Below are 19,580 nucleotides of genomic sequence, written 5' to 3'. Positions count from 1 at the left end.
AAAACAACAAGAAATTTGGGAGCCTGCCATGTCGGTCGATCCGCAACACCTACTGCGCGAGCTGTTCGACACAGCCATCGCCGCCGCTCACCCACGCCAGGTTCTGGAACCCTACCTGCCCGCCGACCGCAGCGGCCGGGTCATCGTCATCGGCGCCGGCAAAGCTGCCGCCGCCATGGCCGAAGTGGTCGAGAAAAGCTGGCAAGGCGAGGTCTCTGGCCTGGTCGTCACCCGCTACGGCCACGGTGCCAACTGCCAGAAGATCGAAGTCGTCGAAGCCGCCCACCCGGTCCCCGATGCCGCAGGCTTGGCAGTGGCCAAGCGGGTGCTGGAAATGGTCAGCGACCTGAGCGAAAAAGACCGCGTGATCTTCCTGCTCTCCGGCGGTGGCTCGGCGTTGCTGGCCCTGCCCGCCGCCGGCCTGACCCTGGCCGACAAGCAGCAGATCAACAAGGCCCTGCTCAAGTCCGGCGCCACCATTGGCGAGATGAACTGCGTGCGCAAGCACCTCTCGGCAATCAAGGGCGGCCGCCTGGCCAAGGCCTGCTGGCCGGCCACGGTCTACACCTATGCAATCTCGGACGTGCCCGGCGACCTGGCCACGGTCATCGCTTCCGGCCCTACCGTAGCTGACCCAAGCACCTCGGCCGATGCCTTGGCGATTCTCAAGCGCTACAACATCGAAGCCCCGAAAGCGGTGATCGACTGGCTCAACGACCCGGCCTCGGAAACCGTCAAGGCCGGCGACCCGGCACTGGCGCGCAGCCACTTCCAACTGATCGCCAAGCCCCAACAGTCGCTGGAGGCCGCGGCAGTGAAATGCCGTCAGGCAGGCTTCAGCCCGCTGATTCTCGGCGACCTGGAAGGCGAATCACGCGAGGTGGCCAAGGTGCACGCCGGTATCGCCCGGCAGATCGTGCAGCACGGCCAGCCGCTCAAGGCGCCCTGCGTGATCCTCTCCGGCGGCGAGACCACCGTGACCGTACGCGGCAATGGCCGTGGCGGGCGCAATGCCGAGTTCCTGCTCAGCCTGACCGAAAACCTCAAGGGCTTGCCAGGGGTATATGCCTTGGCCGGCGACACCGACGGCATCGATGGTTCGGAAGAAAACGCCGGCGCCCTCATGACCCCAGGTAGCTACGCTCGCGCCGAAGCCCTGGGCCTATCGGCCAGCGACGAGCTGGACAACAACAATGGCTACGGCTACTTCGCCGCCCTCGATGCGCTGATCGTCACCGAGCCGACCCGCACCAACGTCAACGACTTTCGCGCCATCCTGATCCTCGAGACCTCGCCATCATGACGCCTGATAAAAAAGTAAAGATCCTCGCCACCCTTGGCCCTGCGATCGACGGCATCGACGATATCCGCCACCTGGTCGAAGCCGGGGTGAACATCTTCCGCCTGAACTTCAGCCATGGTGAGCACGCCGACCATGCCCTGCGCTACCAGTGGATCCGCGAAGTCGAGCAGCAACTGAACTACCCGCTGGGCATCCTCATGGACCTGCAAGGGCCGAAGCTGCGCGTAGGCCGCTTCGCCGAGGGCAAGGTGCAGTTGCAACGCGGCCAGGCCCTGCGTCTGGACCTCGACAAAGCCCCCGGCGATGCGCGCCGGGTCAACCTGCCGCACCCCGAGATCATCGCCGCGCTGGAGCCCGGCATGGACCTGCTGCTGGACGACGGCAAGCTACGCCTGCGGGTGACCGCCAAGCACGCTGACGCCATCGACACCGAAGTGCTCAACGGCGGCGAGCTGTCCGACCGCAAGGGCGTGAACGTGCCCCAGGCGGTGCTCGACCTCTCGCCACTCACCGAAAAAGACCGTCGCGACCTGGCTTTTGGCCTGGAGCTGGGTGTGGACTGGGTGGCGCTGTCGTTCGTGCAGCGAGCGGAGGACATCGTCGAGGCGCGCCAACTGATCGGCGATCGCGCCTACCTGATGGCCAAGATCGAGAAGCCCTCGGCGGTGGAGCAGTTGCAGGCCATCGCCGAGCTGTCCGACGCGATCATGGTGGCCCGTGGCGACCTGGGTGTGGAAGTGCCGGCCGAAAGCGTGCCGCAGATTCAAAAGCGCATCATCGGCACCTGCCGCCAGCTGGGCAAGCCAGTGGTGGTGGCCACGCAGATGCTCGAGTCGATGCGTTTCTCCCCCGCCCCGACCCGCGCCGAGGTCACCGACGTGGCCAATGCCGTGGCCGAGGGTGCCGATGCGGTGATGCTGTCAGCCGAGACCGCCTCGGGCGACTACCCGCTGGAAGCGGTGCAGATGATGAGCAAGATCATCCGCCAGGTGGAAAACGGCCCGGACTACCAGGCCCAGCTCGACGTTGGCCGGCCCAAGGCCGAGGCCACGGTATCGGATGCCATCAGCTGCGCGATCCGTCGTATCAGCGGCATCTTGCCAGTGGCGGTGTTGGTCAACTACAGCGAGTCGGGCGCCTCGACCCTGCGTGCGGCGCGCGAGCGGCCACGGGCGCCGATTCTCAACCTGACACCGAACCTGAACACGGCCCGGCGTTTGAGCGTGGCCTGGGGCGTGCACTCGGTGGTCAACGACCGCCTGCGCCAGGTCGATGAGATTTGCTCGACGGCGCTGGAAATCGCCCAGGCCCAGGGCATGGCCAGCCGGGGGGACACATTGCTGATTACCGCGGGCGTGCCGTTCGGCAAACCGGGCACGACCAATACGCTGCGGATCGAGACGTTGGTTTGATGGTGGTGCTGTAGGCCCCTTCGCGGGCAAGCCCGCTCCCACAGGTTTAGGGTCGCTCGCTGGCTTGCGCTGAACCTGTGGGAGCGGGTTTACCCGCGAAGGGGCCGGTACAGCCACCACAAACCCAACCCAGAAACACTGCCCCAGCAAACAACGCGGAAAACCCGAGGCCCAAAGAGGCCCACCGCTGCCCTTCCAACCTCACTGACTGCCCATGTACACCAAAAATTTCGTCAACCCGTGCCCCGACTGGGCCACGGCACTGCTCAACGGCTTCAGCCAAGTGCTGCTGCTGCGCAACCCGCTGTGCGGCCTATGCTGCCTGCTGGCCATTCTGCTGACCGCCCCCGACCTGGTCGGCGGCGCCCTGCTCGGCGCACTCTCGGGCCTGCTCACCGCCCAGCGCCGCGGCTACGACCGCGCCGACCGCCAGGCGGGGTTGTACTGCTACAACGGCGTGCTGATCGGCATCCTCATCGCCACCGTGTTGCCCTGGTCGGCGATCCTGCCACCCTTGATCATCGCCGCTGGCGGCCTGTCGAGCATCATCACCCACCAATGGCGCAGGCGTGGCGGCAAGCTGCTGATGGCCTATACCGCGCCGTTCGTGCTGTTGGGTTGGGGCGTGCTGCTGATCGCCGAACCTTCCGCCAGCGTATACGTCGAAGCCGACCCTCTGTATGCCCTGCTGCGCGGGGTGGGGCAGATCTTTCTGCTCGACATGCCCATGGCCGGGCTGTTGATCGTCATCGGCCTGTACGTCGCCCACCCCTACGCCGCCACCTGGGCGGTGATCGGCTCGATGGTCGGCGGTAGCGTGGCGCTGCTGGCCGGTGAGGCTCAGGCTGCATGGCTAGGGTTGTACGGGTTCAACGCGGCGCTGGCAGCCTTGGCCTTCAGCCGTATGGGCGAGCGGCCCTGGGTGAGCTTGCTGGCCATTGCCCTGGCCCTGTTACTGCAATCGCTGCTCACGTTGATGCCCATTGCCGGGTTGACCGCACCGTTCGTGCTCGCTTGTTGGCTGATGCACCTGGGCACTCACCTGGCAAAGTCCCACCAACGCCGTGGCGCCCACCGCTTGCATAGCTGAAAGCCACCTCCTAGGCTCTGCCCACCGCCTAACGGACAGAGCCCATGGACACCCCAGCGAGCCTGCGCGAACGCCTCTACACCATCGTTTTCCAGACCGACACCGCCGCCGGCCGACGCTTCGACAAGCTCCTGCTGCTGATCATCCTCGCCAGCCTGGTGACCGTGATCCTGGACAGCATCGACGAAGTGCACCAGCGCTACGCCGGCCTGCTGGCAGGCATCGAATGGGGCTTCACCGCGATCTTCCTCGCCGAATACCTCACCCGGCTGTACTGCTCGCCCAAGCCACTGCGTTATGCTTTCAGTTTCTACGGGCTGGTCGACCTGCTGGCGATCCTGCCGGGCATCCTGGCGCTGTACTACAGCGACGCCCAATACCTGCTCATCATCCGTGTCATCCGCCTGTTGCGGATCTTCCGCGTGCTCAAACTCAGCCCTTACCTCAAGCAGGCGCACTACCTGCTGGCGGCGCTGCGGGGCAGTAAGCAGAAAATCATCGTGTTCCTGGTCAGCGTTTCCACCCTGGTGACCGTGTTCGGCACCTTGATGTACGTCATCGAAGGCCCCGAGCATGGCTTCACCAGCATTCCCAAGGGCATCTACTGGGCCATCGTCACCCTCACTACGGTGGGCTTCGGCGACATCGTGCCGAAAACCCCACTGGGGCAGGTGTTGTCGTCGCTGGTGATGATTACCGGTTACTCGATCATCGCCGTACCTACTGGCATTTTCACCGCTGAGCTGGCCAATGCCATGCGCGCAGAGCAGTTACAGCACGACTGCCCGACCTGCGCGAAGAAGAGCCACGAACACGGTGCAGCGTTCTGTTCGCGGTGTGGGAATGCGCTTTTCCCCAAGCAGTGAGCCTGCGCTGCGATGGCCGTTATAAACAAAGCGTTTTTTGTTCTTTAAACGCCTGCCGGCGACCCGCTATAGTCGCTGGCAAAATGCCGTTAACCCCCAAAGAACAAGGACCGCGTCGTGAAAAAACTCTTCACTGCCTCGCTGCTGGCCGCAGGCCTGGCCCTGGGCAACATGGCCCAGGCAGCGCCCACCCTGCTGAACGTTTCCTACGACGTGATGCGTGACTTCTACAAAGACTACAACCCCGCGTTCCAGAAGCACTGGGAAGCCGAGCACAAGGAAAAGGTCAACGTTCAAATGTCCTTCGGCGGCTCCAGCAAGCAAGCGCGGGCAGTGATCGATGGCCTGCCGGCTGACGTCATCACCATGAACATGGCCACCGACATCAACGCCCTGAACGACAACGGCAAGCTGGTACCGGACGACTGGGTGACCCGCCTGCCGAACAACAGTGCGCCGTTCACCTCGGCCACCGTGTTCATCGTGCGCAAGGGCAACCCCAAGGCCCTGAAGGACTGGCCCGACCTGCTCAAGGACGGCGTACAAGTGATCGTGCCCAACCCCAAGACCTCGGGTAATGGCCGCTACACCTACCTCTCGGCCTGGGGCTACGTGCTCAAGCAGGGCGGTGACGAAACCAAGGCCAAGGCATTCGTCGGCAAGCTGTTCAAGCAGGCGCCGGTGCTCGATACCGGTGGCCGCGCCGCCACTACTACTTTCATGACCAACCAGATCGGCGACGTGCTGGTGACCTTCGAGAACGAGGCCGAAATGATCGCCCGCGAGTTCGGCCGCGACCAGTTCGAAGTGGTCTACCCAAGCGTGTCGGCCGAGGCCGAGCCGCCGGTCAGCGTGGTCGACAAGGTGGTCGCCAAGAAAGGGACCCAGGCCGTGGCCGAGGAGTATCTGAAGTACCTGTGGTCGCCGGCGGCCCAGGAAATCGCCGCGAACAACTACCTGCGCCCGCGTGACGCGACCGTACTGGCCAAGTACACCGATCGCTTCCCGAAAGTCGAGTTCCTGTCGGTCGAGAAGACCTTCGGCGACTGGCGCACCGTGCAGAAGACCCACTTCAACGACGGTGGTGTGTTCGACCAAATCTACACCAACCCGTAAATAAACAATCCAAATGAATAAGGGGGCGTCTTGCCCCCTTATTCATTTGGATGAGACTAATTTTCGCACTACAAACAGCCTTTATCTTAGCTACAACAAACATAATAACTTACAGCAAAGTAAGATATCTCTTACATGCAGAAACATCCAGCATAGAAATCACTTTCCGAGTGTCTTGTCGAAAAAAAAATAACGCGCTAAGGTACCGCCGACAATTCAAACAGGATCAACCCAATGACAAATGGACATGTCAATTGGTTGATAATGCCGCTCGGCTATCAACCCATTACCAAGCGCTGCCCTTCTTGCGAAACCAAAAAACTCTTTCTTCCCGCCGGCACCTTCCGGGTCAATGCCCAGAAAAAAAACCTCGACGTCTGGAATATCTACAAATGCGAAAAGTGTGACTACACTTGGAACATTGACATTTACGAACGCATTAATACCAACAAGCTAGACCCCGATATTCATCAACGCTATTTGCATAACGACCTCGACGAAGTCCGTCGCTGTGCTTACGACTACAGTTTATTGAAGCGCAACAACGCCGAGCTGGGGCCCACCCCACCTTACGACATCCTCGGCCCCTCCCCCTACGCGCTCTCTGGCGTCGAACAACTGAGCATCACCATCGACTTCGAGCAGGTCATCCCGGTACGCCTCATCAATATCCTCACGCGCAAGCTGTGCCTCTCGCGCAGCCAGGTTGCGCGTCTGCTGGATGAAGGGGTATTGGTCGGGCTGACCCCGGCCGAACTGAATCGCAAGATCAAGCACAGCTTGACCCTGCACCTGAACCTGACGCGGCTCTACCAGCTCGACCCACCGTTCGTGAACACACCGGCCGACGTAGAAGTTTCCTGAACTCAATGGCTTTCAGTTACCCAACGCTTCAAGGATGAGGAACCCTGTCATGCTGTTTTCAAAAACGGCCGACCGTGAAAAACTAAATCTATTGTGCTTCCCCTATGCGGGTGGCAATGCCGACTTCTACAACCGCTGGAATGGCCCCGAACTCGAGGGCATTGTGGTACACCCCGTGCAACTTCCAGGGCGCGGCCAACATATAACCATGCCTCTGGTCACACGCATGGCACTCCTGACCGAGTTACTGGCGGATGAACTTCACCATTTTCAGGGTTGTCGCTTCGCCTTGCTGGGTACCAGCATGGGCGGTTGGTTGATTTACCAGTTGGCGCAACAACTAAAGCACTTGGGTGACGCCATGGAACCGGAATGCCTGGTCATCTGTTCCAGTGCTCACCCGGCCTTCCGAAAATACCTTCCGCAAATAAATGACACTGACCCGAATACCGCCATCAAGCGACTCGGCGAGTTCAACCCTGCCTGCCTGGAAGTACTGCACAATCCAGAACTTGCCTCGTTGTTCCTGCCGATCCTGCAAGCCGACTTCGCCCTGTGCCGAAGTTGGCAGTTCGACCCCAGCCTAATCATAGATTGCCCCATACTGGCCTTTCATGGTCGTCAGGACCGTATCGTCGACCAAGGCATGATGCGGCCCTGGAAAGACCTGACATCGGGTAGCTTCCGGTTGGCCAGTGTGGAAGGCGATCACTTCTTTACCGAACACCCCCCCGTACACTTCCTTGGCGAGCTTCGCCAGCTACTGCTGAGTACCTCACAGCAGCCTGCATGATTGCGGTGAAACGCGCCGGCACTCGCTGCCGGCGCACGTGTTACACGCGATCCTCAACCTCGGCGAGCAGGTCTCGAATCTGCTGGCGAACATGGCCAAACAAACGCTTGCCGATGTCGGCACTCGCCGTCGAGGTCTTCGACAGCACCCCCTCGGTCGATGCATCGGCCCTCAGCGGCAGCTGGTAGACACCACACCGCGGCGGATGCTCATGGTCCGGCCGTTCAGCCCGTACCAGGTGCGGGTGCAGGTGCAGCATCAGGCTGGTTTCGGTGATGCCGGCATGTTCCGCATGCCAACCCGGGAACTCCGGCAAATGCTCGGCCACCCACCGCTCATCGACCAGGCTCCACCAACTGAAGGCAAGCACTGAGCGTTGTCCGAGGACGCCTTGGCCGCGAACCTTGTCCAATGCCTCGAAGATGAACCCCTCGTTTTCGTAGTGGCCGTTGATGATCACCAGTTGCCGAAACGGCAAGCTCGCCAGGCTGCGAAGCGATTGCTCCAGGTAATCGATGAAGGTGCCCCCTTCGACGAAGACCGTGCCGGGAAACTGCAACCCTCCCCCACTCTGCGGCAGCGAACGCACCGAAATCGGCAACAAGGGCAGCATGATCGCCTGCTGGTCGATGCACGCGGCCTTGGCGAACGCCTCAGGGATCAAGGCATCGACGTTCAGCGGCAGGTGCGGGCCGTGTTGCTCGATACCACCGACCGGCCAGACCAACACTCGCCCTTCGACCGCCTGGCGCACTTCCTTGCTGGTCAGTTCACTGAACAGCTCCACGGTGTGCTCGCTCATCCGGCCACCCTCCTGGCAGGCGCCTGGGCCAGCGCGAAGTACTCATCGGTGATTCGCCCAAGGGTGTCGAACATGTCCTGGTGCAAAGCCGAATACACCTGCACAGTCTGGGCACCGGCCAACTGGTACTCATGTACATCGCGACCACTGCCCACCCCACCACAGCCCATGATCGGCAAAGTGAAGCCGCGCTGGCGCAGCTCGAAGATCGCGGCGAGCACCAGCGGCTTGATCCCCGCGCCGGAATAGCCGCACACCCCACCCAACACCACGTCCTTGCACTCGCTGTCGAACGCCAGCCCGGAAATGGTATCGCTCAAGGTCAACGCGGCGGCGCCGCCACGCTGCGCGGCCTGGGCGCGTTCGTACAGGCCCTGGCCGAGTGCCAGCTTGACGGCGAAGGGCGCACGAGTACGCTGGCGGACCGCATGCGCATAGGCCTCGACCCGCTCAGGCGTGTCTTCGGTGACATCCTCGGCATGCAGGCAGGAGATGCCCAGTTCCAGCGGGCAATCGCTGACCTGGGCCACCTGTTCGGCCAACTCGCCCAGGGCCTCGGGCGAGACCGCATGAATGGACGCGATGACCGCCAGGCCCTCTTGGCGGAACTGCCCCAGCAGCACCAGCCAATCGGCGACCGAGCGCTTGGAGTAGGTGGTGTTGTTCAACATGCCGGTGTCGAGGGCGTAGATTCGCTCGGCATGGGTTTTCTCACAGCCGGGGAAGATGGTCTTCGTAACCACCGCGCCGGCCCCACGCGCCAGTAGCTGGCGGATGTTCCTGGCCTGGTCGGTCAACAGCCCCGAACCTACGATCAACGGCGACGTCAGTTGCATGCCGAGCACCGAATACGTGCTGTGCTGTCCACGATTGTTCATCACTGCATCCTTGTGATCAAAAACGCCAAAGGGCACGTGAAGTCGCTCACGCCTGTACCGGGCATGCCTGCTCGGCAAGCATTTCCTGGAAGATCTCCCCGATCTGCCAGGGGTTGGCGCGAAACGCCCGCACATCGAGCTTGGCGACCTTGCCGATCTGCTCCAAACCTTTGAGCAAGTGGCTGGCGCTGTCGACGAGCGGCAGTTCGGTCAGCAGCAACACCGGGCGGCGCAAGGCCGAGGCCCAGCCCAGTTCGATGTGCGTGCCGTCGGTGCGCAGCAGCTCGCCATTGGGTAGTACCGGCAGGATGGGCATGAACACATCGCACTCCTGCATCCAGGCAAAATCTCGGCGCGACACCATTTCCGGCGTGAAGTCCGGCGTGTCGACACCGAACCTTTCGGCCAGGTGCGCCGACAGTACCTGGCCATTGAGATCGCGCACGGCCTCTACCGCCAGCTCGATGGTCTGCTTGAGCGCCTGGTCGAACCCGTCCTGGCGGATGGCGAACTGGATGGGACCGCCGATGAAGACTTTCAGGTTACGCAATGGCATGAGAACACTCCTTGTTGGCTCTCTAGGTGAGCAGGTAACGATGGCCGACATGGCCATCGTCCAAATAGCTAGATCAGTCCTTGTTCTCGCAACTCTTCGAGGCTTTCGACGAAGGCCTGGTAGACCTGGTCCAGGTGCTGATCCTGGTGCTCGGCGCTGATGAACCAGCAGCGCCACTCCCAGATGTAGACGCCACGAAGAAGCAGGTTGTAGTAGAGAAGGTCCATGTTCTCCCGGTGCACCAAGCGCATGAAGGAGGAAAAACTGCGCGCCTCGATGGCCACCTGGTACGTCGAGAAGAGGTCGTTCAGGCGCGCCGTGAACGCTTGGGTACGCGCGGTGAGTGCGTCGGTGAACGCCACACCGCGATGCTTCACCTCCAGCAGCGAAGCCTTGGCGGTGGCCATGGCCAAGGGGTGCTGGAAGAACGTACCGCCGAAGAAGGTCGGCTCCACGGCCGGGAAGCTGGCATCGCCGTACTGCCAGGGGCCGCCATCGATGGCGTCGAGGGTGCCCTTGCGCCCGGCGACCACACCCAACGGCATGCCACCGCCGATGGTCTTGCCATAGGTCACAAGGTCAGCGTCGATGCCGAACAAGCCCTGTATACCCGCCGGGTGCACACGAAACCCGGTGACGATCTCATCGAAGATCAATAACGCCCCGACCGCCCGCGCTGCGTCGCGCAAGGCACGCAAGTAGCCCGGGTCGGCAAGCCCTGGGTCACGGGTGGGTACCGGCTCAATCAGTACCGCAGCCACCTGCTGGCCATGGCTGGCAAGAAACGCCAGCGCCGCCTCGGAACCGAACTCGAACACCGAGACATCGGCCACCATGCCTTCAGGGATACCGATGGACACCGGGTAGGTCGCCCCCGAGCGTGTGGGGTCGGCACTGGCCAACACTGCGTCCCAATGGCCATGGTAGCTACTGGAGAACATCACCACATGGTTACGCCCGGTCGCCGCGCGCGCCGCCCGCACGGCGTTCATGATTGCCTCGGTGCCGCTGTTGACGAAGGCAACGCGGTCCATGCCGGTGATCTCGCACAGCAACTGCGCCACGTCCAGTGCTGTCGCATTGCGCGCGCCCAGGCCAAAGCCCTGCTCGAGCTGCTGCTCGACCGCACGGGTCACGAACGCCGGCGCATGGCCGAACAGGTGCGTGCCAAAGCCCATGGTCATGTCGATGTAATCGTTTCCATCGAGGTCGCGTACCCTGACGCCGTCGAACTCCGTGCACACCAAGGGGTACAGCAGCTCTTTCACCGAACCTTTGAAGCCGATGCCCGAACGACTGTCGGCGATCCGCTGACGCACGGCCGAGGCATGCGCCTTGGATTGCGCGGTGCGCTGGTTGTAACGTGGAATGAAATCCGCCAGGTAGCGCTCACGGACCTGAGACTCGACCGGTTCCGCACTGCGGCGCATCCACTTGAAGGCGCCACTGGCACGCTCGGCCGAAACCGACTCGGCTGCGGCTTGGTCGGGTTGATCACGCAGGTGCTCGCTCAACTGGCGAATGGTTTGCAGCTCGGCGAAAAACTGGCGAACCGACAGCTTCACCCCGAACTGCCGCTGAATCGGCGCCAGCACCTCGAACAGCTGCAATGAATCGGCGCCCATTTCGGTCAACGGCGCGTCGATGTCGACCGCCGCCGTCGGTAGGCCGAAGGCCTGAGCAAATACTTCGATCAGGTCCTGTTCCCTGGATTGCACGGTATGCATCAATACTTCCCTCCTTAGAATGACAACCAGCGTTTCTCAATTCAGCTGCGCGGCGCCGCCGATCACGACGTGCACGTTGGTGCCGCCTATACCGAAAGAACTCACCCCGGCCAGACGTTCCTGCGGCGCCTTTTCCCAAGCGCGGCTGCTGCCATTGACATCGAATGGCGACGCCGGGTCGAGCAGTTCGGCGCAGGGTTGTTCGCAATGGCTGGTCGCGGGCAGCACGCCCCAGCGCACAGCCTGTATCGCCTTGACCAGCCCGACGATGCCCGAGGCGCAGTCGGCATGCCCAAGCGTGGCCTTGACCGAACCCAGTGCACAGCTGCGTGCCGCGACGCCTTCGAAAATGCGCGACAGTGCCCGCAGCTCGACGGCGTCCCCGACCGGCGTACCCGTACCATGGGCTTCGATCAGGCCGATCTGCTCCGGCAGTACACCGGCGCGCTGCATCGCCTCGCGGATGACTCGCTCCTGGGCCTTGACATTCGGCGCGGTATAGCCGGCCTTCTCCAGGCCATCATTGTTCACCGCCGAGCCCTTGATCACCGCCAGCACGGGGTTGCCGTCGCGCCTGGCATCGCGCAACCGGCGCAGGCCGACGAACGCCGCCGCATCGGCAAACAAGGTGCCATCGGCACGTGTGTCGAACGCCCTGACCCGCCCTGAGCGCGACAAGATGCCGCCCTCGTGGTGGACATAGCCGACGTGCGCCGGGTAACGCACGCACACCCCGCCGGCCAACGCCAGGTCGCACTCGCCAGCGCGCAGGCTGGCACATGCCAGGTGCACCGCCAGCAGCGAACCCGAGCAGAAGTTCGCCACGTTGATCGCAGGCCCGGTGCAGTCGAGCTTGTAGGCGACCCGCGTGGCCATCGCGTCGCTGCTACGCCCCCCCAGGGTGAGCATGGCATCGGACGCGCCGCGGTCATCCTGTGTCTGCTGGTCATGCCAGGTGTCGGCGCGCGTACCGACGAACACGCCACAATGGCCAGCCTCGCGACCGGACCGATACCCCGCCGCGTGCAACGCCGCCTGGCACAGTACCAGGCATTGGCGCTGTTGCGGGTCCATGCGCGAGGCCTCGCGGGGGGTGTAGCGAAACGCGCCAGCATCGAACTGCTCCGGTGCGTGGAGAAACGCCCCACGCGGCACGAACACCCCGTCGCCATGATCGGACCGTTGCGTCGTTGGGTACGTCTCTACCAGTTCTTGCGCCTCGCAGATCGCCTGCCACAGCGCGTCGCAATCTTCAGCGCCGGGAAAACGCCCGGCCATGCTGACCACCGCGATGTCATCGAGGTTGTTCATGCTCATCTCCTTCTCTGGCTTCACCCTGGCGTGCCACCACCTGCGCGGCCAGTGCGCGGGCGTTGGAAAACTCGAACAGATCGACCATCGACAAGCTCACGCCAAAGCGCAGATTGACCTGCCGGATCAGCTCGCTGCCGACCAGCGAGTCGCCGCCCAGGTCGAAGAAATTGGCCTCGGCAGTGACCTGGCCGTGCAGCACCTGTTGCCACACTTGCGTCATTTCCTCGACATCGCACAATTGCTTGTTCGGCTGCGCCGTTGCCGCTACCACGGCGGCCTGAGCACCAGGGTTCAGACGTGCCGCCAGCGGCGTAGTGGAAACGATGAAACGGCGATAGCGCCCCAGAGCCGAGAAAATAGCGGCGAGCACCTGCTCGACCTCGGCGGCGGCCAGCCCAGTGCCACGACCTTCGCCATAGGTGAAGCCCTCGCTGTGTTCCCAGCCCTCCCAGCCATCCCAGTCGATGGCGAAATAAGGCCTCTGCGTGCTGCCGCGATGGTGCCAGTAGGCACACGCTTCGTTGGCCGCCGCGTAGGGCGCAAGGCCCAGTCCGCCCGCCAGCACGGCCAGCGAGGAAACGAAGCAGCCAAAACGCGTCGGCCGGTCGCTGAACCACTCATGCAGCAGGCAGGCACCTTGCCATTTGGCGGCCAGCAGCGTTTGCCACTGCTGCGCCGTCGAACGCATCAACCATTGCTGGGTGAGGTTGCCCGACGGTCCGGCCGCATGCACGAAGGCATTGGGCTCGACGCCTTCGGCTTGCAACTGCGCAAGCGCCGCGAACAGGGCATCGCGCTCGGTGATGTCGGCGTCGACCACGTCTACCCGTACCCCCAGGTCGCGCAGCGCCTGCAAACGTTGCTGGCGCAGTTGGCGGCGGGCGCTGTCGCCCGAGTCCGGCCGTTGCACCAGCACCAGGTCGGCGCCGTGGTGACGGGCCAGGTAGCTGGCCATGCCGAAGCCCACCGTACCCAGCCCACCGCTGACCAGGCAGACCAGCGGCCCATCGCCCTCGGACGTGCCTGCAAGCACAGGCAGCACCTCGTGCTCACGCGTCCACACATGCCCAGAGCGCAAGGCGCAGAGCCGTGGCAATGCGCGGCTACGCAGCACCACCTCGGCCAGGTCTTGGGCCTGGCCTGGCTCATCGAGCAGCGCCGCAGGCACATCGACGACCCGGATGTTCAGCGCCGGGTGTTCATGACCGATGGCCGCCACGCAGGCCAGCGCCGCACTGGCGCCCACTCGCACGTTGCCTGCCGCCAGCGGGTCGACGAAGCCTGCACCAATCAGCACCAGCTCTAGCGCCTCGCGGCCCTGTTCGATGAACTGCCTGATCTGCTCGCACACGCGCCACGCCAAGCTCGGCGCGTCCAGCTCGACCGCCCGCTCGTCGAGCAACCAGATCACCCGTGCGTCGCTGGCCACGCCCAGGTCGTCATCCATGGTGCGCACACCCTTGCGCCCCAGGGCGTCACGCAACGCCTGGCCCAGGCCTTGGCTGGCGCCCAGCAGTTGCAGGGTTTCCGGCACCTGGGTTGAGGCGAAGCCGTGCAGCAGCCCCTGCTGAGCCCACTGCTCCACATACACTGTCGCCGCGCGGCGCGGTGCAGCGACTTCGTTGGGCGCCTCCGGAGTGAACCAGCAACGCCTTGGGCGCAAGGGTGCGAACGGCAGTTCGCGGTGGGCCACCAGACGGCCAGCGCGAAGCAGCGCCCAGTCCACCCGGCCACCCTGCGCCCAGAAGCGCCCCAACCCCGCACGCAGAGAGTGCCCACAGGTGTTGAGGTCGAGCAGCGCGTCAGCTTGAGGGTGCTCATCGGCGCGAGGCAGGTCCACATCGAGGACGCTGTCAGACGCCTCCAAGGCGAACACCAGCACGTGCCCGGGCAGCAGTTGCCCGAGAAAACGCGCCAATGCCTCGAGGCGCGCCTGGCCCTGGTCAGGCAACTGGCGCAGGCAAAGCTGATAGCCGGGCTCTTGCGCCATGGCCTGCATCAGTGGCTCGTTCACTGCAATGCAGAGCGATCGCGGCTCGGCGTGCACCTTCGTCACACGAAAACGCCGCGCCTGCACCTCATGCCTCAACTGCGACAGGTCGCTAACCTCGAGCACCGCACGCCACGCAAGGCTGGCACGCCCCTCGGCAAAACCACGGGCCACCTGTTCGAGCGCAAGGCCCGGCTCTCGAGCCACCTGCTCGGCCAAGGCATCGGCCACGGTATGCACATCCGCCTGGTCACGCCCGCTGAGCACCACCACCTGCGGTTGCCCCAGCGCCACCTGAACAGCCCGCGCAGGTGCCTGCTCGAGCACCAGGTGGACGTTGCTGCCACCAGCCCCGAACGAACTCACCCCAGCGCGGCGCACCGGCGCCTGGGGCCATTCCATCGGCCGGGTATTGATCAGGAACGGGCTGCGCGCCAGGTCGCAGGCCGGGTTGGCACGTTCGAAGGTAGGGTGAGGCGGGATGCAGCCATGGCTCACCGACAACACCCCGCGAGCCAGGCCAGCAAAGCCTGCCGCAGCGGCCAGGTGCCCCACGTTGGCCTTGATTGAGCCTAGTGCACAGAAGCCCTGGCGCTCGGTGTGCTGCGCGAAGGCCCGGCACAGGGCGTCGAACTCCACCGGGTCGCCCAGCGAGGTTGCGGTGCCATGGGCTTCGATCATGCCGATGGACTGTGCATCGACCTGGGCCAGCGCCAGCGCCTGGAGAATCAGTTGCCGCTGGCCGTCGCCCCCTGGCGCGGTGAATCCGGCGCGACCGGCACCGTCGTTGTTCGCTGCCGAACCGAGGATCACCGCCTGGATGCTGTCACCGGCCAGCAAGGCATCTTCCAATGGCCGCAGGGCCACCAGGCCCACGCCGTCGCCGAAGAAGGTGCCGCTGGCCTGGGCGTCGAACGGTCGGCAACTGCCGTCGCGGGAGAACATCAGGCCCGGTTGATAGAGGTACCCGGGGCGGGCCAAGGCATGAAACGAGACCCCGCCGGCGAAGGCAATCTCACACTCGCCCAGCAGCAGGCTGTTGACCGCCAGGTGCACAGCACTCAACGAAGACGAACAGCCGGTCTGGACACTGACACTCGGCCCCTCCAGCCCCAACTTGTAGGACACGCGAGCGGTCATGTAGTCCTTGTCGTTGGCCAGCATCCGCTCGGTACCGGCCGCCGACATCAGGTCGCACTCCCCGCCGATCACATTGAGCAGGTAGGTATTGAGCGAACAGCCAGCGAACAGGCCGATGCGCGGGCGACGCAGCGGGTTGCCCAGGCCGGTGGTCTGGGTCAACTCCCAGGCGCACTCCAGCAGCAGGCGATGCTGCGGGTCGAGCAATTGCGCCTCGCGCTGGCTCATGGCGAAGAACTCGGGGTCGAACTGGTCGGCATCGGCCAGCCGCGCATCGACGGGCACGAAAGCTGGGTCGTCGATCAAGGCATCGCTTACCCCCATGCGCCGCAATTGCGCCGCGTCGTAACGGGTGGAGCAGACCTTGCCGGCCAGCAAGTTACGCCACAGCGCCTGTGCGTCAAGCGCTGCGGGCAGGCGGCAGCTCATGCCGATGATGGCGATGGCCTGGTCATTCATGGCAGCCCCCTTCGGCGAGGTTCGCCTCGGTCAGTTGCCTGCGCCGCTGCAATGCAGCGCTGCGCCGAGCCAGCCCCATGGACGCGGCCTCGGCCGTGACGACGGCATCGCCTTGAAGGGCGTTGGCCAGCATCCTCGGCGTCACCCAGCGGAACAGGTCGGAGGGGCGCAGGTGCTGCGCCTCGGGCCAGCGTTGCAGTTGGGCATGCACTTCGAGCAGGGCCATCGAATTACCGCCCAGGTCAAAGAATGCATCGTCCAGCCCCACCTCGGGACGCCCCAGCACGGATGCCCAGATAGCCACGACCCGCTCGCGCCAGCCATCGACATCGGCCACTGCGGGGGCGGTACTGGGCGCAAGGGTCTCGAGCAGGTGGCGTGCGGCCTTGCGATCGAGCTTGGCATGCCGGTTCAGCGGCAGCTGCGCCACCGGCAGTACGCGGGTGGGCTGCATGTAGCCTGGTAACTTGTCTCGCAGGTACTCGCGCAGCGCTTTTTCGTCGAAGCCTGCGACCGCGTCATGGCAGCTCACCAGCGCCACCAGGCGCATGTGCCCAGCCACCTCTTCCAGCAGCACCGCCGCCTGCCGTACTTCTGCACGCGTCTCCAGGCACCGCTCGATTTCGCCCAGCTCGATGCGGTAGCCATTGAACTTGACCTGCTCGTCGATCCGGCCAGCGAAGCGCAGGCGCTCGCCGTCCCAATACCCCAAGTCGCCGGTGCGGTAGGCGATCGCGTCCTGGCGATAAGGGTCGACGATGAAGCGTTCACGGTTCTGCTGCGCCAACCCGACATACCCCAGCGATACCCCTGCCCCGCCGATCACGATTTCGCCAAGCGTCCCCTTGGCAGGGCAGGTTTCACCCTCGCGCAGGTACGCCGTGGCCAATGACAGTGGTCGGCCGATGGGAACGATCGCCTCATCGGCAAGCGCTGGTGTCACCCGCTCCAGAGTTGCGAACACCGTGGTTTCCGCCGGGCCGTAGAGGTTCCACAAGGCCCAACGGTCGCTCAGGTACTGCCGGGCCACCGCGCCGGGCAAGGCTTCGCCACACACCACCCAGTGCTGCGCAACGAGCCGCGACGAATGCTGGAGGAAGTCCGCCGACAACTGCCGCAGCCCGGAAGGCGTCTGGGTGATCACCCCGACCTGATGCCGGATCAGCCATTCGAGCAGCACGTCAGGACGCGAGCGCGCGCTGGGCGGGATGACCAGCAGGCATCCGCCTGAACACAGCGCACCCCAGATTTCCCAGACGGACAGGTCGAAGCTGGCGGAATGCGACCAGCTCCAGACCAACTGCTCCGGCATCTGCAGCGCGTGGTACATCGACGCGAGCAACGCCACCACGTTGGCCTGGGCCACATCGATGCCCTTGGGTTGGCCGGTAGAGCCGGAGGTGAACACGCTGTAGGCACAGGTATCGGGCGTGCTGCGGTCTAACAACGGCAACGCGGCCGTCAGGTCGTCGTGGGTGCAGGCGCCTACTTGACAGCCACGCACACCCAGCTCATCGAGCAACGGCAACTGGCCGTCGGCGACCACCACGGCGATTGCCGAGCTGCGTACGATCAGTGCCAGGCGCTCGCTCGGCAGGCTGGGGTCCAGGGGAACATAGGCAGCCCCCGCACGCATCACCGCAAGCATGGCCAGCAACGCATCGATGCCGGGGGCAAGCAGCACGCCGACCCGGTCGCCCGGCACTACGCCGAGCGTTTCCAGGTGCCGGGCAAGTTTCACGCTGCGGTCCTGGGTGCCGCGGTAATCCAGGGCGCCCGCCTCGTCGCGCAACGCGGGCGCGTCGGAATATCGGCTTGCCTGCCTATCGAACCAGGCCACCAGCGTGGGCGCAGGTGCGCTCGCGCTGGGCAGGCTGTTCAGCGGCCCGGGGACGCTGTTGTAGTCGGCCTCGCAGGCCATAGATGCGGCGCAATCGACATCACCTTGCGCCCCCAGCAATGCATCGACGGTGGCCAGCCAGTGCGCGGCGAAGCGCTCAAGGCCCGAGGCGGAAAACGTGCGCTGATCGGCCTTGATCACGCAGCGCAAGCGCTCGTGTGCATCGACCAGTTCCAGGGCGATATCCACCTGCCCTTGTTGTTGCGCCAGCGGCCAGGGCGCAGCACGCAGCCCTGCCCAACCGGCCTGGGCATCCGCACCCGCCATCTGCAAGGCCAGCCAGCGCGAGTGTTCGGCCTGGCCAAGCAGGTTGACGGTGGTCTGGAACAGTGGGTTGCGCCCCTCGGGCCGGGGCAGCACCAGGGTTTCCAGTGCGGCGCCGAGGTCGAAGTCACGGTGGTCCAGCGCCCTGTGCAGGTCATTGCGGATGGCCCGTATCAACGCCCGCAGCGACCCTTGCGCACAGACCCGCAAGGGCAGCACGTTGAACAGGCTGCCCAGGGTGCGAGCAGACGCTGAGTCACGCATCGACATGGGCATGCCGACCATGATCTGCGGCTGCGCGCACGCCCTGCTGACCGCCACCGCCCAGGTTGCGAGGACCACCGCGTACAGCGACGCCCCGGTGTTCTCCACCCAGCGCCGGACCCCACGCAGGCGCTCGCCGTCCAGGGTCAGGTAGTGGCTGGCCGCACCGCTGGCGCCCTGGCGCCAGTGGTCCGGCCATTCGAGTGGCGCAGGGGCGTTTTCCAGGTAGTGCAGCCAATGCGCCTGGCTTGCACTGGGCTGCCGGTCAGCTGTCGCACACACCTGGCGACGGTAGTCGCTGAACGGCATGGGCGTGTCGCGCCAGTGCTCGGCTTCGCTGCCGATCTCATCCAGGTAGAGCGCCTCCAGCTCATCGAGCAACAGGCCCAACGAGGTGAAGTCCGCAATGATGTGGTGCGCGCACAGCACCAACACCTGGCTGCCCGCACCTCGGACGAAGCACGCCAGGCGTAGGCAAGGGCCATGGGCCAGGTCGAAGGGCGAGTCGAACCAGGCGTCGGTGCTCGCCTTGAGGGCCATGTCGTCGAGGGCGGAGTCATCGAAGAACGACAGCGGCGCTTGCAGCCCCGGGAGGCAGACCGCCACGGGCACGCCAGCGTCGCCGGAATAAGTGGTGCGCAGAATCTCATGGCCTGCCACCAGGCGCTGCCAGGCAAAGTGCAGTGCCTGGCGTTGCAGGTTACCATCGATGCAAATGGCCAGGCCGATGTTGTAGCGCGTGTCTTGCGGCTGCATCCGCGCCATCAACCATTGCGCACGCTCCTGCGGGGTCAAGCATGTCGCCAGTGTTTTCGAAGTATCCATGAACGGTACAAACTCCT

Annotated in this window: 14 protein-coding genes; 7 read left to right on the top strand and 7 right to left on the bottom strand. The window is 64.3% G+C overall.

Annotated elements, in window-relative coordinates:
* Nucleotides 1-28: 28 nt before the first annotated feature.
* From RAC97_RS19445 to RAC97_RS19415, 7 genes are all read left to right on the top strand, one after another.
* A complete protein-coding gene (locus tag RAC97_RS19445; protein ID WP_375101190.1) occupies nt 29-1,303 on the top strand; it encodes a glycerate kinase in 1,275 nt (424 codons plus the stop codon).
* Nucleotides 1,300-2,715: a pyruvate kinase gene (pyk, locus tag RAC97_RS19440; RefSeq protein ID WP_375101191.1), complete on the top strand. Its 1,416-nt coding sequence runs from the start codon at nt 1,300-1,302 to the stop codon at nt 2,713-2,715. Before RAC97_RS19445 ends, pyk begins: the two co-directional genes overlap by 4 nt.
* A gap of 214 nt (nt 2,716-2,929) precedes the next feature.
* Nucleotides 2,930-3,805: an urea transporter gene (locus RAC97_RS19435; RefSeq protein ID WP_375101192.1), complete on the top strand. Its 876-nt coding sequence runs from the start codon at nt 2,930-2,932 to the stop codon at nt 3,803-3,805.
* Nucleotides 3,806-3,849: 44 nt separating this feature from the next.
* Nucleotides 3,850-4,671, top strand: a complete 822-nt coding sequence (locus RAC97_RS19430; RefSeq protein WP_375101193.1) for an ion transporter — start codon at nt 3,850-3,852, stop codon at nt 4,669-4,671.
* A gap of 117 nt (nt 4,672-4,788) precedes the next feature.
* On the top strand, nt 4,789-5,787 hold the full coding sequence (locus tag RAC97_RS19425) for a sulfate ABC transporter substrate-binding protein (RefSeq protein ID WP_375101194.1): 999 nt from the start codon (nt 4,789-4,791) through the stop codon (nt 5,785-5,787).
* A 234-nt stretch (nt 5,788-6,021) separates the two neighbouring features.
* The gene (locus tag RAC97_RS19420) at nt 6,022-6,651 is read left to right on the top strand and encodes a DUF1062 domain-containing protein (RefSeq protein ID WP_375101195.1); all 630 of its coding nucleotides are present in this window, start codon (nt 6,022-6,024) and stop codon (nt 6,649-6,651) included.
* Between the two features lie 49 nt (nt 6,652-6,700).
* Nucleotides 6,701-7,444 carry a thioesterase II family protein gene (locus tag RAC97_RS19415; protein WP_375101196.1) on the top strand — a complete coding sequence of 248 codons (744 nt, stop codon included), beginning with the start codon at nt 6,701-6,703 and terminating at the stop codon, nt 7,442-7,444.
* Between the two features lie 40 nt (nt 7,445-7,484).
* Here the strand turns inward: RAC97_RS19415 and RAC97_RS19410 are convergent, their stop codons facing one another.
* The 7 genes from RAC97_RS19410 to RAC97_RS19380 form a co-directional block, all read right to left on the bottom strand.
* Nucleotides 7,485-8,246: a creatininase family protein gene (locus RAC97_RS19410; protein ID WP_375101197.1), complete on the bottom strand. Its 762-nt coding sequence runs from the start codon at nt 8,244-8,246 to the stop codon at nt 7,485-7,487.
* The gene (locus RAC97_RS19405) at nt 8,243-9,124 is read right to left on the bottom strand and encodes a hypothetical protein (RefSeq protein ID WP_375101198.1); all 882 of its coding nucleotides are present in this window, start codon (nt 9,122-9,124) and stop codon (nt 8,243-8,245) included. The genes RAC97_RS19410 and RAC97_RS19405 overlap by 4 nt, the downstream gene beginning before the upstream one ends.
* 46 nt (nt 9,125-9,170) lie before the next feature.
* Nucleotides 9,171-9,680, bottom strand: a complete 510-nt coding sequence (locus RAC97_RS19400) for a hypothetical protein (protein WP_375101199.1) — start codon at nt 9,678-9,680, stop codon at nt 9,171-9,173.
* 68 nt (nt 9,681-9,748) lie between these two features.
* Complete coding sequence (locus RAC97_RS19395) at nt 9,749-11,407, bottom strand: aminotransferase class III-fold pyridoxal phosphate-dependent enzyme (protein ID WP_375101200.1); 1,659 nt, start codon at nt 11,405-11,407, stop codon at nt 9,749-9,751.
* A 36-nt stretch (nt 11,408-11,443) separates the two neighbouring features.
* Nucleotides 11,444-12,718 carry a polyketide synthase gene (locus RAC97_RS19390; protein WP_375101201.1) on the bottom strand — a complete coding sequence of 425 codons (1,275 nt, stop codon included), beginning with the start codon at nt 12,716-12,718 and terminating at the stop codon, nt 11,444-11,446.
* The gene (locus tag RAC97_RS19385; protein WP_375101202.1) at nt 12,702-16,310 is read right to left on the bottom strand and encodes a beta-ketoacyl synthase N-terminal-like domain-containing protein; all 3,609 of its coding nucleotides are present in this window, start codon (nt 16,308-16,310) and stop codon (nt 12,702-12,704) included. The genes RAC97_RS19390 and RAC97_RS19385 overlap by 17 nt, the downstream gene beginning before the upstream one ends.
* Nucleotides 16,303-19,563, bottom strand: a complete 3,261-nt coding sequence (locus tag RAC97_RS19380; protein ID WP_375101203.1) for an amino acid adenylation domain-containing protein — start codon at nt 19,561-19,563, stop codon at nt 16,303-16,305. The genes RAC97_RS19385 and RAC97_RS19380 overlap by 8 nt, the downstream gene beginning before the upstream one ends.
* Nucleotides 19,564-19,580: the final 17 nt, after the last annotated feature.

The sequence above is a fragment of the Pseudomonas sp. LS_2 genome, assembly GCF_042709235.1.
In the GTDB taxonomy this organism is placed as follows: domain Bacteria; phylum Pseudomonadota; class Gammaproteobacteria; order Pseudomonadales; family Pseudomonadaceae; genus Aquipseudomonas.
This window is presented reverse-complemented; position numbering and strand designations above follow the sequence as displayed.

Excerpts from the sequence above, each read along its gene's own strand:
- RAC97_RS19445 (WP_375101190.1), top strand. The coding sequence starts at position 29 with ATGTCGGTCGATCCGCAACACCTACTGCGCGAGCTGTTCGACACAGCC.
- pyk (WP_375101191.1), top strand. The coding sequence starts at position 1,300 with ATGACGCCTGATAAAAAAGTAAAGATCCTCGCCACCCTTGGCCCTGCG.
- RAC97_RS19435 (WP_375101192.1), top strand. The coding sequence starts at position 2,930 with ATGTACACCAAAAATTTCGTCAACCCGTGCCCCGACTGGGCCACGGCA.
- RAC97_RS19430 (WP_375101193.1), top strand. The coding sequence starts at position 3,850 with ATGGACACCCCAGCGAGCCTGCGCGAACGCCTCTACACCATCGTTTTC.
- RAC97_RS19420 (WP_375101195.1), top strand. The coding sequence starts at position 6,022 with ATGACAAATGGACATGTCAATTGGTTGATAATGCCGCTCGGCTATCAA.
- RAC97_RS19415 (WP_375101196.1), top strand. The coding sequence starts at position 6,701 with ATGCTGTTTTCAAAAACGGCCGACCGTGAAAAACTAAATCTATTGTGC.
- RAC97_RS19410 (WP_375101197.1), bottom strand. The coding sequence starts at position 8,246 with ATGAGCGAGCACACCGTGGAGCTGTTCAGTGAACTGACCAGCAAGGAA.
- RAC97_RS19405 (WP_375101198.1), bottom strand. The coding sequence starts at position 9,124 with ATGAACAATCGTGGACAGCACAGCACGTATTCGGTGCTCGGCATGCAA.
- RAC97_RS19400 (WP_375101199.1), bottom strand. The coding sequence starts at position 9,680 with ATGCCATTGCGTAACCTGAAAGTCTTCATCGGCGGTCCCATCCAGTTC.
- RAC97_RS19395 (WP_375101200.1), bottom strand. The coding sequence starts at position 11,407 with ATGCATACCGTGCAATCCAGGGAACAGGACCTGATCGAAGTATTTGCT.
- RAC97_RS19390 (WP_375101201.1), bottom strand. The coding sequence starts at position 12,718 with ATGAACAACCTCGATGACATCGCGGTGGTCAGCATGGCCGGGCGTTTT.
- RAC97_RS19385 (WP_375101202.1), bottom strand. The coding sequence starts at position 16,310 with ATGAATGACCAGGCCATCGCCATCATCGGCATGAGCTGCCGCCTGCCC.
- RAC97_RS19380 (WP_375101203.1), bottom strand. The coding sequence starts at position 19,563 with ATGGATACTTCGAAAACACTGGCGACATGCTTGACCCCGCAGGAGCGT.